At 64.2% G+C, this 14,609-nt stretch carries 13 protein-coding genes; 8 read left to right on the top strand and 5 right to left on the bottom strand.

The window, feature by feature from the left end; translation table 11 throughout:
• Positions 1–36 precede the first annotated feature (36 nt).
• The 4 genes from PCE31106_RS14995 to PCE31106_RS14980 all read right to left on the bottom strand — a co-directional run bounded on the left by PCE31106_RS14995 (position 37) and on the right by PCE31106_RS14980 (position 5,508).
• A complete protein-coding gene (locus PCE31106_RS14995; RefSeq protein WP_150563801.1) occupies positions 37–1,650 on the bottom strand; it encodes an ABC transporter substrate-binding protein in 1,614 nt (537 codons plus the stop codon).
• A gap of 74 nt (positions 1,651–1,724) precedes the next feature.
• The gene (locus PCE31106_RS14990) at positions 1,725–3,002 is read right to left on the bottom strand and encodes an NAD(P)/FAD-dependent oxidoreductase (RefSeq protein WP_150563800.1); all 1,278 of its coding nucleotides are present in this window, start codon (positions 3,000–3,002) and stop codon (positions 1,725–1,727) included.
• A gap of 48 nt (positions 3,003–3,050) precedes the next feature.
• A complete protein-coding gene (locus PCE31106_RS14985) occupies positions 3,051–3,719 on the bottom strand; it encodes a haloacid dehalogenase type II (protein ID WP_150563799.1) in 669 nt (222 codons plus the stop codon).
• A 310-nt stretch (positions 3,720–4,029) separates the two neighbouring features.
• The gene (locus tag PCE31106_RS14980; protein WP_150563798.1) at positions 4,030–5,508 is read right to left on the bottom strand and encodes an aldehyde dehydrogenase family protein; all 1,479 of its coding nucleotides are present in this window, start codon (positions 5,506–5,508) and stop codon (positions 4,030–4,032) included.
• Between the two features lie 333 nt (positions 5,509–5,841).
• Between PCE31106_RS14980 and PCE31106_RS14975 the strand changes: the two genes are divergently transcribed.
• From PCE31106_RS14975 to PCE31106_RS14950, 6 genes are all read left to right on the top strand, one after another.
• Positions 5,842–6,726, top strand: coding sequence for a GNAT family N-acetyltransferase (locus tag PCE31106_RS14975; RefSeq protein WP_150563797.1), 885 nt, complete (start codon positions 5,842–5,844; stop codon positions 6,724–6,726).
• Positions 6,727–6,739: 13 nt separating this feature from the next.
• Entirely contained in the window at positions 6,740–7,666 is a 927-nt protein-coding gene (locus PCE31106_RS14970; protein ID WP_150563796.1) for a 2-hydroxyacid dehydrogenase, read from the top strand.
• 163 nt (positions 7,667–7,829) lie between these two features.
• A complete protein-coding gene (locus tag PCE31106_RS14965; protein WP_150563795.1) occupies positions 7,830–9,233 on the top strand; it encodes an aminotransferase class III-fold pyridoxal phosphate-dependent enzyme in 1,404 nt (467 codons plus the stop codon).
• A gap of 119 nt (positions 9,234–9,352) precedes the next feature.
• Positions 9,353–9,847, top strand: a complete 495-nt coding sequence (locus PCE31106_RS14960; protein WP_130025303.1) for an Lrp/AsnC family transcriptional regulator — start codon at positions 9,353–9,355, stop codon at positions 9,845–9,847.
• Between the two features lie 87 nt (positions 9,848–9,934).
• The gene (locus tag PCE31106_RS14955) at positions 9,935–11,407 is read left to right on the top strand and encodes an NAD-dependent succinate-semialdehyde dehydrogenase (RefSeq protein WP_150563794.1); all 1,473 of its coding nucleotides are present in this window, start codon (positions 9,935–9,937) and stop codon (positions 11,405–11,407) included.
• Positions 11,408–11,496: 89 nt separating this feature from the next.
• On the top strand, positions 11,497–12,249 hold the full coding sequence (locus PCE31106_RS14950; protein ID WP_150563793.1) for a cupin domain-containing protein: 753 nt from the start codon (positions 11,497–11,499) through the stop codon (positions 12,247–12,249).
• 21 nt (positions 12,250–12,270) lie between these two features.
• On the opposite strand, the gene PCE31106_RS14945 is transcribed toward PCE31106_RS14950, so the two are convergent.
• On the bottom strand, positions 12,271–13,170 hold the full coding sequence (locus PCE31106_RS14945) for an AraC family transcriptional regulator (protein WP_150563792.1): 900 nt from the start codon (positions 13,168–13,170) through the stop codon (positions 12,271–12,273).
• 334 nt (positions 13,171–13,504) lie between these two features.
• Here PCE31106_RS14945 and PCE31106_RS14940 point away from each other — a divergent pair, with 334 nt between their 5' ends.
• Positions 13,505–14,431, top strand: coding sequence for a PhzF family phenazine biosynthesis protein (locus PCE31106_RS14940; RefSeq protein ID WP_150563791.1), 927 nt, complete (start codon positions 13,505–13,507; stop codon positions 14,429–14,431).
• Complete coding sequence (locus PCE31106_RS14935) at positions 14,428–14,580, top strand: hypothetical protein (protein WP_174975204.1); 153 nt, start codon at positions 14,428–14,430, stop codon at positions 14,578–14,580. Before PCE31106_RS14940 ends, PCE31106_RS14935 begins: the two co-directional genes overlap by 4 nt.
• Positions 14,581–14,609 lie beyond the last annotated feature (29 nt).

The following is a 14,609-nucleotide window of genomic DNA, read 5'->3' as shown; positions in this document are numbered from 1 at the left end:
GCATCGCCCGCTTACTGCTGCAGCGCTCGGTCAATCTCAGGCGTCGAGCCAGACATGTTCCGCGAAGGCGAAGCCCATGAGACCGGCCAGCGGGATCGACCCCAATCCCTTGAGCTTGGTGGTGTGGGCGTCGAGTGACGAGAGGAACATGGGAATGCCGATGCCGCCGTCCTGGTGAATCAGCGTCTGAATGTCGCCATAGAGCGCCTTGCGTTTCGCATCGTCGGGTTCGCCACGTGCGGCAAGGAGCAACTGATCGAACTTGGGGTTCTTCCAGTTCGCTTCGTTCCACGGGGCATCCGAGCGGAAGAACTGTGTGAGCAGTACGTCGGCGCTCGGGCGAGCATTCACCGAACCGAAAGTGAGCGGGTGCTTCATCCAGTGGTTCGACCAATAGCCATCGGCCGGTACGCGGGTGATCTGCAGATTCAGGCCGGCCTTCGGGCCGATTTGCTGAAGCATCATCGCCATTTCGACCGACCCTTCGGCGGCGGGCGTGGCGTAGACCTGAAGCGGCGCCGTGGGCAGGTTGGCCTTTTTGAAGTACCAGGCCGCCTTCTCGGGGTCGTAGGTCCGTTGCGGCAGTCCGGCCATGTAGTACTTGTTGCTCGGGTCGATGGGCTGGTCGTTGCCGATCGCACCAAAGCCGCGGAATACGGTCTTCCGGATCTGCTCGCGGTCGAACAGATGCATCATGCCCCGGCGGAAATCCGTGTTGCCGGTGATGCCGCCCTCGTCACGCATGATCAGGTCGGTGTATTGCCCCGTCTTGGTTTCGAGCACCGTGTATCCCGGTGTGGTCTTGATACGCTCGGTCGAGCGCGCACTCACGGCGTTGATCAACTGGACGTCGCCGGAGAGCAGGGCGTTCACGCGGGCCGATTCGTCGCCGATGCCGATCAGCTCGATCTCGTCGAGATAAGGCTGTCCGGACTTCCAATACTTCTCGTTGCGCACCCCGACGGTGCGTACCCCTGGCGAGAACTCTTTCACCTTGAACGGTCCCGTACCCACGGCCGTCGTGAAGTCCTTGGTGCCGTCCTTGATGATGAGGAAGTGCGAGGTGGCGAGAATCACCGGCAGGTCGGCGTTCGGGCCTTCGAGCGTGATGGTCACCTCGTTGGGCCCGGTCGCCTTCGCTTCCTTGATTTGGTCGGCCAGCGTTTTCGCCTTGGACGCGGTCGCGGGGTCCTTGTGCCGCAGGATCGAATACGTGACGTCGGCCGGCGTCAGGGGCTTGCCGTCGTGGAATTGCACGCCGCTGCGCAGTTTGATCACCCAGACCTTGGCGTCCTTCGTATCGATCGACTGAGCGAGCGCAAGCTGGGCGCCAAGCTTCGAATCCAGTTCGGTCAACCCGTTGTAGATCATGTTGGCACGGACGTAGTCGGTAGCGAGCGCGCCCTTGGCCGGATCGAGCGTATCGGCGGCCGACGCCGATTGCGTGGCGACGCGAATCTTGCCGCCGCGCTTCGGCGTCTGGGCAAAGGCCTGACCGCTCACACTCAGCAGGCCCGTGCCGGTCAGGGTCAGCAGCCCGCTGGCGGCCATCGCGCGCAGCAGATCCCGGCGCTGCGCGCCGCGCTGACTCAGGTTCTCGTCCGGTGCTGCGCTCAGGTCGACACCGTTGACCGTTTTATCTGAATTCATTGCACATCTCCACTTGTGGGGTTGCCGAGGGATCAGGACTGCCAGCCTTCATCGGCGATTGCGCGCCGGGTCAATCAATAGAAAATGTCTTTGATGCGGAAATACGCGCCGACAAGCGGCAGGAACCACGGTTTGCCGGTGTGTCCCGGGATCGCGGGCCAGTCGAATTCACGCCAGGGGTTGGCCTCGACGCGGCCGTTCATCACATCGGCCATGATTTGCCCCATGTGCGTGGCCATCTGCGTGCCATGACCGCTGTAACCCATGGAGTAATAGATGCCGTCGTGCTGCCCGGCGCGCGGCAGCCTGTCGGCGGTAATGTCGACCAGTCCACCCCAGCAATAGTCGATGCGTGCCTGCGCGAGCGACGGGAACAGCGTGGCGAGGTTGGCGCGCAATATGCGTCCGCTGCGCTCGTCCGAAGGTTGCTCCGACGCGGTGAAGCGGGCTCGCCCGCCGAGTACGAGCCGGTGATCCGGGGTGGTGCGGAAGTAGTTGTGCATCAGGCGGCTGGTGACGTAGGCGCGGCGGTTCGGCAGGAGCTGGTCGAGCGTTGCGGCGCCCAGCGGCTCGGTCACGATGATGAACGAACCGACCGGTGCCATGCGCCGGCGATACCAACCGAATGGGCCATGACGGGACGGGCCGGTGGCGACGAGGACTTGCGTGGCGACCACCTCGCCGCGATCCGATTTGACCCGATACGTCCCGTCGCCCTGACGCGCAATCTGTGTCACCGGCGCATGTTCGTAGAGGCGAGCGCCGTGACGGACGGCTGCCGACGCCAGACCTGCCGCAAACTTGCCCATGTGCATCTGTCCGCCATGGCGTTGCAGCAGGCCGCCGTGGAAGGCGTCCGAGGCGATTTCGGCGCCGATGCCGGCGCGGTCGATCAGTTGAACGTCGGGATCGACATCGCGCGCGATCAACTCGGCGGTCGCCGCCAGATGCGCCATATGGTGAGGCTTGGCGGCCAGCTTCAGTTTGCCGCGACGGCTGTAGTCGCAGTCGATGCCTTCCTCCCGGATCACACGTTCCACGGTGTCGACGGCCGCCGCATAGGCGCGATAGCAGGCCCGCGCACGCTCGGCACCGAGTTGCGCCGTGAGCGCGACGTAGTCCTGCGCCACGCCGGTGTTGCAGTGGCCGCCGTTGCGACCGGATGCCCCCGCGCCGACAGCGCCCGCATCGAGCACGGTGACCGTTGCACCGCGCTGGCTCAGCGCCAGCGCAGCGGACAGTCCCGTGAAGCCCGCGCCGATCACCACCACGTCGGCGCGACCCTCCACCGGACCCTCCTGGGTACCGGTAAAGCGTGCAATGGTGTCGAGCCAGTACGATTCGAGTTTCATGTCGGGGCGAGGGTCCAAGGCCGCAGGGAAGGGCAACGCAAGCGTCGATTACAACCCGAGCTGCACGGCAAGATCGATGATGTCCTTGACCGGCGTGTATTCGTAGAACGGCGCTTCGGGTTCGTGGCCACGCAGCACCATGGCCTTGTGCTTGATACCGAGGTCGTGGGCCGTCATCAGGTCGTAGCGCGGGCTCGACGAGACGTGCAGAATTTCGTGCGGTTGCACGCCGAGCTTCTTGAACATGTACTCGAAGCCCTGCATGCGAGGCTTGTAAGCGCCGACCTCTTCGGCGGTGATCACGGCGTGGAAGGGGGCCCCCAGCTTCTCGATATTGCTCATGATCTGTTCGTTCGCGGCGTTCGTCAGGCCCACCAGCTTGTACTTCTTGGCCAGGCGCGAGAGGCCTTCCGGCACATCAGGGTGCGGACCCCAGGTCGGCACGGCCAGATAGAATTGTTCGGCCTCGTCGACGTTGAACACCACGCCGGTGCGTTCGCAGGTGCGGCGCACCGAATCGACGACGACGTCGCGATACGGCTTCCATGCGCCGAGAACTTCATCGCGACGATAGGCGGCAAACACCTTGACGAAATTCTCGAGCGCCTCGCCCTGCAGACGGTTGCCGTAAATCTCGCGGGCCATGTCGGCCATGCGGAATTTGACCAGCGTGCCGTAGCAGTCGAAGGTAATGAATTTCGGCTCGAAGTCGATCATGATCTTTATCCTCTGTGTAAGGCGAATCCCGGGGGATTCTTGGGCAAAAGGGATTGCGTCAAAGCGGTCCGGCGTGGGTCGAGAATGGCGAAGCGGGCTTGCGGCCTGATGCGCGATCTGCGACGTCCCTGTGAAAAATTAAATCAGGTCAAAATCTCGGCTTGGCGTTGAAATATCCAAGGCAAAAATAGAATTCGATGCGTTTTGGGGGGCATGAACAGCACGAAATGCTTTGTGCTTTTCCGATGCCGTGTTAACCCGCATCAACGCTGGGCGACAAGGCGCTGCGGCAAACGCGAACACCAGACGCTCATCCGTTCAAGTCGATGAGGACGGCTTTGCTTCGCAGATTGGCTTCGAACGCCTGACGGCCAAGATCCTTGCCCAGGCCGGAGCGCTTGAAGCCGCCCGTGGGGAGCACGAAGTCCGACGACCGGCCGTAACGGTTGACCCAGATGTTGCCCGCGTCGATGCCGCGCACCATGCGCAAGGCGCACCCCAGGTTGGCCGTGTGAACGCCCGCCGCCAGTCCGTAGTCGTCGTGCTGCGCCAGTTGCAATGCTTCTTCTTCCGAAGTGAACGTCTGCACCGTGAGCACCGGGCCGAACACCTCCTCGCGCACGATCTCAGCGTGCGGCGTAACGCCGGTCAAGACGGTGGGGGTATACCAAGCGCCATTCTGATAAGCGGTCGCGCGCTCGGCGCCGCAGTACACGCTGGCGCCTGCGTCGCGTGCCCGCGCGACAAGCGCGTCGATGCGCTGCACCTGGGCTTCGCTGATGATGGGCGATAGCGTTGTGCCCGCCGACCACGTGGCGCCCGGATGCAGTGACGCGAAGATGGCGCGCAGCTTTTCGAGCAGTGCGCCGGCGATGCCCGCTTCGACCACAAGCCTGGAGCCTGCGTTGCACACTTGGCCCGCATTGCCGGTGATGCCCATCGCAACGCGTCGTGCGACTGCGTCGAGATCGGGCACATCGGCAAAGACCACTTGTGGACTCTTGCCGCCCAGTTCGAGCGTCACGGGCTTGGTCCCCGATTGGGCGCAGGCCGCCATGATGGCGGCCCCGGTCCGCGTGGATCCGGTAAAGGTGACTTTTCCGACGCGTGGGTGGCGTACGAGTGCGTCGCCGGTCGTCCTGCCGTCTCCCTGCACGACGTTGAAGTTATTGGCCGGGACGCCCGCCTGTATGGCCAGTTCGGCAAGACGCAGTACCGAGAACGGTGTCATCTCCGACGGCTTGAGCACGACCGCGTTGCCCGCCGCCAGCGCTGGGGCGATCTTCCAGGCGGCCATGACAAGCGGGAAGTTCCACGGTGCAATGGCCGCCACGACGCCGATCGGCTCGGTGATCGTCATGCCGAGGTGTGCCGGGTCGGTGGCCGCCAGCTCGCCCCCATGTTTGTCGGCGTGCTCCGCGTAAAAGCGTAGGCACTCGGCGGTGTAGGGCACGTCCCAGGCCGCCGTTTCGCGGACCGGGCGCGTAGAGCCGATGGCCTCCAGCGGCGCGAGTGTGCGCACGTCGGACTCGACGAGATCGGCGAGGCGACGCAGCACGCGCGCGCGCTCGCGCGGTGCGCAGGTGGCCCAACCGCTGTGGCGAAAGGCGTGCCATGCGCCGTCTGCCGCGCGGGCTACCGTGTCGGGTGAGGCGAGCGAGAGGTCGGCGTAGGGGCGACCGCTCGACGGGCAGATGACGTCCAGTGGGGTGCCACCGGCTTCCACTAACTTGCCGTCGATGAAATGACCGGTGGGAATACCCACCTGCGCGGGATCGAAACTGTCCATGATGATTCTCCGGAGCCGTTACGGCGCACGCGCCGGGGCGGGCAATCGACAAAGGGGAAGGGCACGGGTAATCGTGGCCGCCTGAGCATGGCGACGCTCTTCATGGTAGGGGCAGCGGGCTGGCAGATTGCATCGAAACAATGACGTGGACCGCACGCGGCATGGGTTTTTGCGGGCGATGGCGGCATGAATGCGCCGTTTGTCCTGCGGCCTTCGATCGTGCGGGCGAACAACAGAATCGTCCTATGCAGCGTCTGCTCAGGTCGCCATAGTGCAGTCGTGGTGGGCGTGGCCCACTGTTTCGCATCCGGCAATGCCCCAAGGAGGCTCGGCGTGTCCGAATTCCATGCATCTTCCCAACTCGTCTACCGGCCATTTACGGCCACAGATGTGGCGGCTGGCTATCGTCTGTCCAGCGCCGTGCGCTGGCCGCACAAACCCGATGACTGGCGATTTCTGGCGCGCCAGGGACAAGGCTTCGTCGCCCTGGATGGCGACGATGTCGTGGGTACCGCACTGTATTGGCAGCACGGTGAGGCCGGCGGCTCGCTCGGTATGGTGATCGTCTCGCCGGAACAGCAAGGGCGCGGCATCGGGCGCGCGTTGATGGAGCGCATGCTCGATCAACTCGGAACCCGCCTGACGCTGTTGCATGCCACCCCGGCCGGACAGCCGCTATATGAAAAGCTCGGGTTCAATGCGGTGGGCAGCATCGATCAGCACCAGGGAACGGCTCGTCGCCCGCCGCTCATGGAGCTGCCGCCCGGCGAACGTTTGCGGCCGCTGAGTGCCAACGATCCCGACCGGCTCGTCACCCTCGCCAGCCGCGCGAGCGGATTCGACAGGGGGCGCATTCTGCCCGCGCTTCTCGATATCGCCGACGGCATTGCCATCGAGCGCGACGGCGAGCTGCTCGGCTTCTCGTTGTTCAGGCGCTTTGGCCGCGGTTTTGTGATCGGCCCGGTGGTGGTCGTCAGCGGCGCGGACGCCGAGTCACTCACCCGTCAGCGTGCCGAGGCCATGATTGCCCACTGGCTGACGTTGCATGAAGGCCGTTTTGTGCGCATCGACACGCCCTCCGACAGCGGACTGACCGAGTGGCTCGAGGTGCTTGGGCTCGAACGCGTCGACACGGTCGTGAAGATGGCCCGTAACGGCACGCCGGTCGTCGACGACGAGGTTCGGCAATTCGCCATCATCAATCAAGCCATCGGCTGACGCGGGAGCGCAGATGTCGTTTCTTTACAAGGCCGATCCGGCACGCGGTGCGGTGTGGGCGCGGTTGTTCGCCCAGCGGGCGCCGGAGACGGCGTTCCGACTGTGGCCCGATGTTGGCGACGCGCGCGAGGTGCGTTACCTCGCTGCCTGGAAGCCGCCGGAAGATCTCGTCACGCTGCTGCCGAACGTGGAAGTCGTATTCTCGACGGGCGCGGGCATCGACCAGTTCGACCTGTCGCGGGTGCCGGATCATATTCCGGTCGTTCGCATGGTCGAGCCCGGCATCGTCGAAGGCATGGTCGAGTATGTGACGCAGGCGGTCCTTTCGATTCACCGCGACATCTTTACCTACGCACGGCAGCAAGCCATGCGTGAGTGGACGGAACTGAGCGTGGAGCCGGCAAGCGAGCGCCGTGTTGGGGTGTTGGGACTCGGCATGCTCGGGCAGGCAGTGCTGTCGCGCCTGCGTGCTTTCGGGTTCGACTGCGCAGGGTGGAGCCGAACGCCGCGGCAGGTGGATGGGGTCGATGGCTACGCGGGATACGAGTCGCTCGGCGCCTTCCTTGCCCGCACCGACATCCTTGTCTGCCTGTTGCCGCTGACGTCGGCGACCCGTGGCATTCTCGACAAGCGCTTGCTGAGCGGATTGCCGCGCGGCGCCTGGCTGATCAATGTCGGACGTGGCCCTCATCTCAATCAATACGCGCTCATGGAGTTGCTTGACAGTGGGCATCTGTCGGGCGCGATTCTCGATGTCACCGACCCCGAACCGCTGCCGCCGTCGCATCCGCTGTGGGCGCATCCGAAGGTGCGCATCACCCCGCATATCGCCAGCGCCACGCGACCGGAGACTGCGGTGGAAGTGGTATTGGAAAACCTGCGCAGGCATCGCGCCGGCGTACCGATGGTCGGGCAGATCGATCGCACACAGGGGTACTGAGCGCGCCGGGGTGCCCACACCGGCAGCACAAAATGCTGCGCGCGCCGCAATTTCGCGGCGCGCGTTTTTTTTACGGCTTAATTTGGCGACGCATCTGCGCTGCCGGCTCTTTAGTATGGACACAGGTTCATCCCCCGTCCCATCCGACACGCCGAGAGATCCCATGTCCAAGCAATCACTCCTCGATGCCGACCGCCGGCATCTCATCCATCCCGTCGTCAGCTTTCGCGCCCACGAGCAGCAAGGGGCCACGTTGCTCGAATCCGGGCACGGTGTTTATCTGCGCGACATCGACGGCAACGAGTTGCTCGATGCCTTTGCCGGGTTGTGGTGCGTCAATGTGGGGTATGGACAGCAGAGTGTGGTCGACGCTGCCTCGGCCCAGATGGCGAAACTGGCGTATGCCACGGGCTACTTTCACTTCGGCAGTGCACCGGCCGCGCAACTCGCCGAGAAGCTGGTGTCGATCGCGCCGCGCTCGCTGCAGCATGTGTATTTTTCGCTCGGTGGTTCAGATGCCGTCGACGCAGCGCTGCGCTTCATCACGCACTATTGCAATGTGACGGGCCGCCCACAGAAGAAGCATTTCATCTCGCTTGAACGCGGCTACCACGGTTCGTCGTCGATCGGCGCGGGTCTGACGGCGATCGCGTCGTTTCATCGCGGCTTCGACGTGCCGTTGCCGACGCAACACTACCTTCCGTCGCCCTATGCGTATCGCGACCCGCTCGGGCGCGACGGGCAGGCGCTCATCGCGGCAAGTGTTGCCGCGCTCGAAGCGAAGGTTGCCGAACTGGGCGGCAGCGATCACGTTGCCGCATTCTTCTGTGAGCCGATACAGGGTTCCGGTGGTGTGATCGTGCCCCCCGTGGGCTGGCTCAAGGCGATGCGCGATGCCTGCCGCCGCCTGGATATCCTGTTCGTCGCCGACGAAGTCATCACCGGCTTCGGTCGTACCGGGCCGATGTTCGCGTGCGAGGCAGAGAACGTCGAGCCCGACATGATGACGATCGCGAAGGGGTTGACCGCGGGCTACGCGCCGATGGGCGCAGTCCTCATGAGCGACGCCATCTATCAGGCGATCGCCGACGGCGAGCAGGGGCAGGTGGTGGGGCACGGCCAGACCTATTCTGCGCATCCCGTGAGTGCCGCCGTGGCGCTCGAGGTGATTCGTCTGTACGAAGACGGTCTGATTGCCAACGGCCAGGCCGTGGCCCACGCGTTTGGGGCCGGTCTGGATTCGCTGCTCGATCATCCGCTGGTCGGCGACTCGCGGCATCGCGGATTGCTGGGTGCCCTGGAACTCGTTGCGGACAAGACAAGCAAGGCGCGTTTCGATCCGTCGCTGCGACTGGCCGACAAGATATCGGCCGCGGCGTATCGGAACGGCGTGATCTTCCGAGCGTTCGCCGACAACATTCTGGGATTTGCGCCGGCGCTGTGTTTCACCGAGCACGACGTGGCCCTCATGGTCGAGCGTGTGAGAGCGACGCTCGACGAAGTGCTGGCGGACGATGCGGTCAGCGCTGCTCGACGCGCCGCGTCAGGTGCCCGGAAAGCCGCGTAAACAGGAGGTTGACGTGATAGCCGGTACGGTGAGGATCCCGCCTGTGCGGCCAATCCGCTGTGTTAAGATCGTTCACGATTCACGATTGACCGCGCCCTTGTTGGCGCTTCGAAATTACGATGGGCACGGACAGCAAACTCGACCGCATCGATCTGCGCATTCTTTGCCAACTGCAAAAGCGCGGGCGTATCACGAACGTGGAACTCGCCGACGCCGTGGGCTTGTCGCCCAGCCCCTGCCTGATTCGCGTCAAGCGCCTGGAGAAGGCGGGTTATATCGTCGGCTACGGCGCACGGATTCAACTCGAAAAGCTCGGCGACATTCAGATCGTGTTTACCGAGGTCACGCTCGCCGACCATCGACGGGAGGATTTCATCCGCTTTGTCGATGCCATCCGAGACGTCGACGAGATCGTCGAATGCCATCTCGCCAGTGGTGGCTACGACTACCTGCTGAAGTTCGTCACACGCAGCGTGAGTCATTATCAAAGCATCATCGAGGGGCTGCTCGAACGCGATATCGGCATCGAGAAGTATTTCAGCTTCGTGATCATCAAGTCACCCTTCGTCAAGACGCACTACCCGCTCGAAACTCTATTCCCGCCGCAAGGCTGACATCGTCGTCGGCTTGCGCAGTCGTCTGCCCCCCGGTGGCGGGGCGGCAGACGTGCGACCCTATCCCGCAAGTCGGAGAACCCCATCATGACGCTTGACCTCACGCGTGGCGATTTGCTGCGCACGCAACAATGGATCGCTGGACAATGGCGGGGCGCTGCCACCGCGCAGCGCTTCACTGTCGTCGACCCGGCGACGGGCGATACCGTTGCGATGGTATCCGACGCGCGACCGGCCGATGCGCGAGAGGCGGTAGACGCCGCCGAACGCGCGCTGCCGGCGTGGCGAGCGACGTTACCCGCCGAGCGCGCGGCATTCCTGCGGCGCTGGCATGCGGCGATCGTGGCGCATCGCGACGATCTTGCTCGCCTCATTTCGCGGGAACAGGGCAAGCCGCTGGCCGAGGCACTTGGGGAGGTCAACTACGGCGCGTCGTATGTCGCGTGGTTTGCCGACGAAGCGACGCGCGTGTATGGCGATCTACTCCCGACTCAGACGCGTGGCAAGCGCATGAGCGCCGTGAAAGAACCGATCGGGATCGTCGCGGCCGTCACGCCGTGGAATTTTCCGCTCGCGATGATTGCGAGAAAGATCGCCCCGGCGCTCGCCGTCGGTTGCACCGTGGTTGCCAAACCCGCCGAGGACACACCGCTCACTGCGCTGGCACTGGCCTATCTCGCGCACGAGGCGGGTCTGCCGGCCGGCGTACTCAATATGATTGTCGCGTCGCGAGAGCAGGGGGTCGATGCCGTGGCGCAGTGGCTCGCCGATCCGCGTGTGCGCAAGGTGACGTTCACGGGATCGACACCTGTCGGAAAGCATTTGGCGCGTGAGTCGGCGGCCACGCTCAAGAAGCTGTCGCTGGAGCTGGGAGGCAATGCGCCGTTCATTGTTTTCGACGATGCGGATCTGCCGGCGGCCGTCGCCGGGCTGATGGCGGCCAAGTTCCGCAATGGCGGTCAGACGTGTGTGAGCCCGAATCGGATCTATGTCCAGGCGGGCGTTTACGACCGCTTTGCCGGGTTGCTGACCGAGGCCGTGGCCTCGCTCAGGGTGGCACCCGCGACGGATGCCCTCGCGCAGATCGGCCCAATGATCAATGCGCGAGCGGTCGAGAAGATTGCGCGTCACGTGGACGACGCGCTCGCTCAGGGGGCGCGCGTGATGACCGGCGGGAAGCGTCTCGCGGCCCTGGGGCCGAACTACTATGCGCCCACCGTGTTGTGCGACGCCCATGAAGCCATGGCGCTGTCATGCGAGGAAACCTTCGGGCCGGTGGCGGCGCTGTTCCGGTTCGAGACGGAAGGCGAGGGCATTGCGCGCGCCAACGATACGCCTTTCGGCCTCGCGGCTTACTTTTACAGCGAGAATCTGCGGCGCATCGAACGGGTGGCGAGCGCGCTCGAAGCCGGTATTGTCGGTATCAACGAGGGCGCGCTCGCGAGCGAGGTGGCGCCATTCGGCGGTATCAAGGAATCGGGATACGGTCGGGAAGGATCGAAGTACGGGTTGGACGACTATCTCGCCATCAAGTATCTCTGTCAGGGCAATCTGGGCTGACGGGATTTGCCTGCACGATGACTTTCGGTGCCGTCCCCGAGTCCCGGGCGGCAACCGCGCTCACCCAATGAACCTCGCTGGAAGACAAAATGCCCGAACTGCAACGCGCCATGGCGCCGTGTGATCGCCCCCGATCGTTTTTGGACCTCAAGGCCTTTGCGTCGGATGCGCGCCAGGGCACTGCCCCGGCGACGTCGGCAAGCGACGACCGCTTTCTGGCAAGCCGCCGTCTGGCGGATCTGCTGCCGGGCCCTGTGACGGTCGGCGTCATTGCCCTCGACGCGGCGAACGGAGCGGTGTCGTCTCACCCAGCGGACGAATTCGTCATCGTCTCCGAAGGCGCGATCATGTTCCAGCAGGGGGAGCGCGCATTCACGCTCGGGCCGGGGGGCAGCGCGGTGCTCCCTCGGGGCTCGGCATTCATGTGGTCGACGCAGGGTTCCACATCGATCGTCTTCATGCGCTGCGAGGGCGGGAATGTTACCGATCGCAGTCTCGTGCAGATCGATCCGAGCCCGTCGTTGGCGCCCTCGGGGGCGCCTGCCGCTGAACTGCTCCTCACGCCGGCGCCCGTGTGCCGCAATTTCACTGACTTTCGTTCATCGGATGCGACATTCACGTGCGGCACGTGGGATTCGACGCCCTATCATCGCATCGCGATGCGTTACGCCCACTACGAACTCATGCATCTGCTCGAAGGCAGCGTGACCTTCGTGGACGAAACCGGACGCAGCGGCACGTTCTCGCGCGGCGACATCTTTCTCGTCGAACAGCACGCGCAGTGCAGCTGGGAAAGTCGGGGCAACGTGGCAAAGGTGTACGCGATCTACCGCCCCACCTGACGCCTCCCGCCGACGGTGTCGCTACGACGTCGGCACGCCGCGCGTGATCGCCGCAAGGGAGGCGGCAGACCCGATCGGCGTGGCGTCGCCCTTATAACCGTTCGGCGGCCCATAACCATACTTTCTGAATAGCCGCGCGAGATACGATGGCGACTCCAGGCCGACGGCCGCCGCGGCCGCGAGCACCGTCATACCGGGCGAGTTCAGAAGCGTTGCCGCGATTTCCACGCGTCGCCGGGATTGATAGTCGACGACGGACTCGCCGGTGCCCTCGCGAAAGACTCGCGTCAGAGAACGCTGCGATAGCCCGAATTCGTAGGCGATACGTTCCAGCGAGATCGGCTGATCGAGCGTTTCATCGAGAAATGCGCAGATGTCGCGCACGATTTCGGCACGCGCATCGGCGCGGTTTGATGGCAACGCGGCGGCCATCAAGCCGGCTTGCACACAGCTTGCGGCCAAGGTGCGGGCGGCAAGCTCCGCGCGGAATTCCGCAAGCTCGCTCGTCGGGCCCTCACTTGAGCGCGCCGTTCCCGTGGCGACGCGTGCTGCGTCGAGCAACAGCAATGGCGCCGACCATATCGAGATGCGCGCGCACGATAGCTTGCGTCGCGCCTTGCGTTCGCAAAAGACCACGAAATCGCTCGCGACGTACACCGCCACATGCGCCTGATCGGAGCGGTAGCCTCGCGTGTCGTGCAGGCGTTGAGGCGGCACGACGACGAACGATTTCGGCGCAACGCGTACCGGCGCGACATTCGATTCGACGTTGAGTACGAGTTGTCCCGTCCTGGGGAGCAGGAACATGAATTCATCGTCGTGTCGATGCGGTCGCGTGCGGTATTCGCCGACCGAGACATGCCGGACATCGGCGACGCGGTCGCCATCGAGATGACGAGGGGCAGTCGGATAGGGTTTCACCAGGCGCTTCCTTTGCGTGACGGGACACTTGCAGCCCGCGCAGACGGCCGTGAACGCAATGCGGTGGATGGCGTGTTGGCAGTCGAGGCTCAGTATAACGCTTGGCGAAGGGCGATGAGAGGCGCGGGAGAGGCGCGGCGGCATCAGGCTGCCGGGTGACGGAAAACGGCAACGGCTGCCGGTTCCCTGCAGGGCGACCGTCGAATCCTGGGGGGGCGAAAATACGGGCGCCGCCCGCCTTTGGCCGGATAGGGCGTGCCGAGTGGCCCGATCGGGCGCGACGGTTTTTCAAGGCTTCGGCATGCTTGCGCTACTTGACTCCCGGAACGCCCCGATGAACTTGGAAGACACTTACCCCCCAACCGATTTGCCCGTGCGCCGCCACGATGCGCCGGATTTGCGTTTCGTCAGCGTGTTTTCCGCAGGTGCGGGCGGCGGTAATCCTGCGCCTGTCGTGTTCGATGCGGACGACTTGTCATCCGATGAGATGATGGCCATCGCATCGCGCTATGGTCACGAAAGCGCCTTCGTCTGTCAAAGCCGCGACCCGCGCCACACCGTTCGGCTCCGCTTTTTTGTGCCGGCGCACGAAATGGAGATGTGCGGTCATGCGACGCTCGGCGCGATGTGGTTGTTGCGCCAAGCCGGTCGGTGGACGACACCCCATGCTACCGTCGAGACGCTAAGCGGCCTCGTTGACGTACGTTACGACGAGACGTCGCGGCGTATCGATGTCGGCCAGCCGCGTGGCATTGTCGAGCCCATTGGCGATCGGGCACTCGTGGACGCCGTATGTCGGGTGCTCAAAATCGACGCGGACGATCTTGCGTCCCTGGGCATCGTCAATGCTCGAACGAGTCGCACGAAAACGCTGATCCCGGTCCGGTCGGTGCAGGTGCTCAATGCGTTGTCGCCCGCCCTGGACGACGTGCGCACGTTGTGCGACGCACTGGACTCGACGGGGCTGTATCCGTTCGCGCTCGAACGAGCGCGGCCACTGACGCTGCATGCGCGCCAGTTTCCACGGTTGTCGGGTTATCCGGAAGACGCGGCCACCGGCATTGCTGCCGCGGCGACGCTGTACGGCGCGATTCACTATGGTTTGCTGAGCGAAGGCGAATCGTCGATGCGGGTCTATCAGGGCTTCGCGATGGGGCGTCCGTCGTGTATCCGCGTGGCATTACGTGATGCTGATCATATCGAGGCGGGCTGCTGGATCAGTGGCGCGGTGGAGTTTGCCATGCTGGAGCCGACGACATGAAGACCTTCAGCAATGCACAAGTGGCCAGTGTTCTCGATGTGCCGTCGGTGGTCGCGGCGCTGCAGCCGCGCGCGCGACTGGGTCTTGGCGACGTCAAGTTCAGTGCGATGAGCGAGATGCGCGGTTCGCATCGTCGTCGACTGGACTGATCGAGATGTTGCCTGGCATCGATGTTGGC

The sequence above is a fragment of the Pandoraea cepalis genome, assembly GCF_902459665.1.
Classification (GTDB): domain Bacteria; phylum Pseudomonadota; class Gammaproteobacteria; order Burkholderiales; family Burkholderiaceae; genus Pandoraea; species Pandoraea cepalis.
The sequence above is the reverse complement of the archived record's forward strand: the minus strand, read 5'-3'. Positions and strand labels throughout refer to the sequence as shown.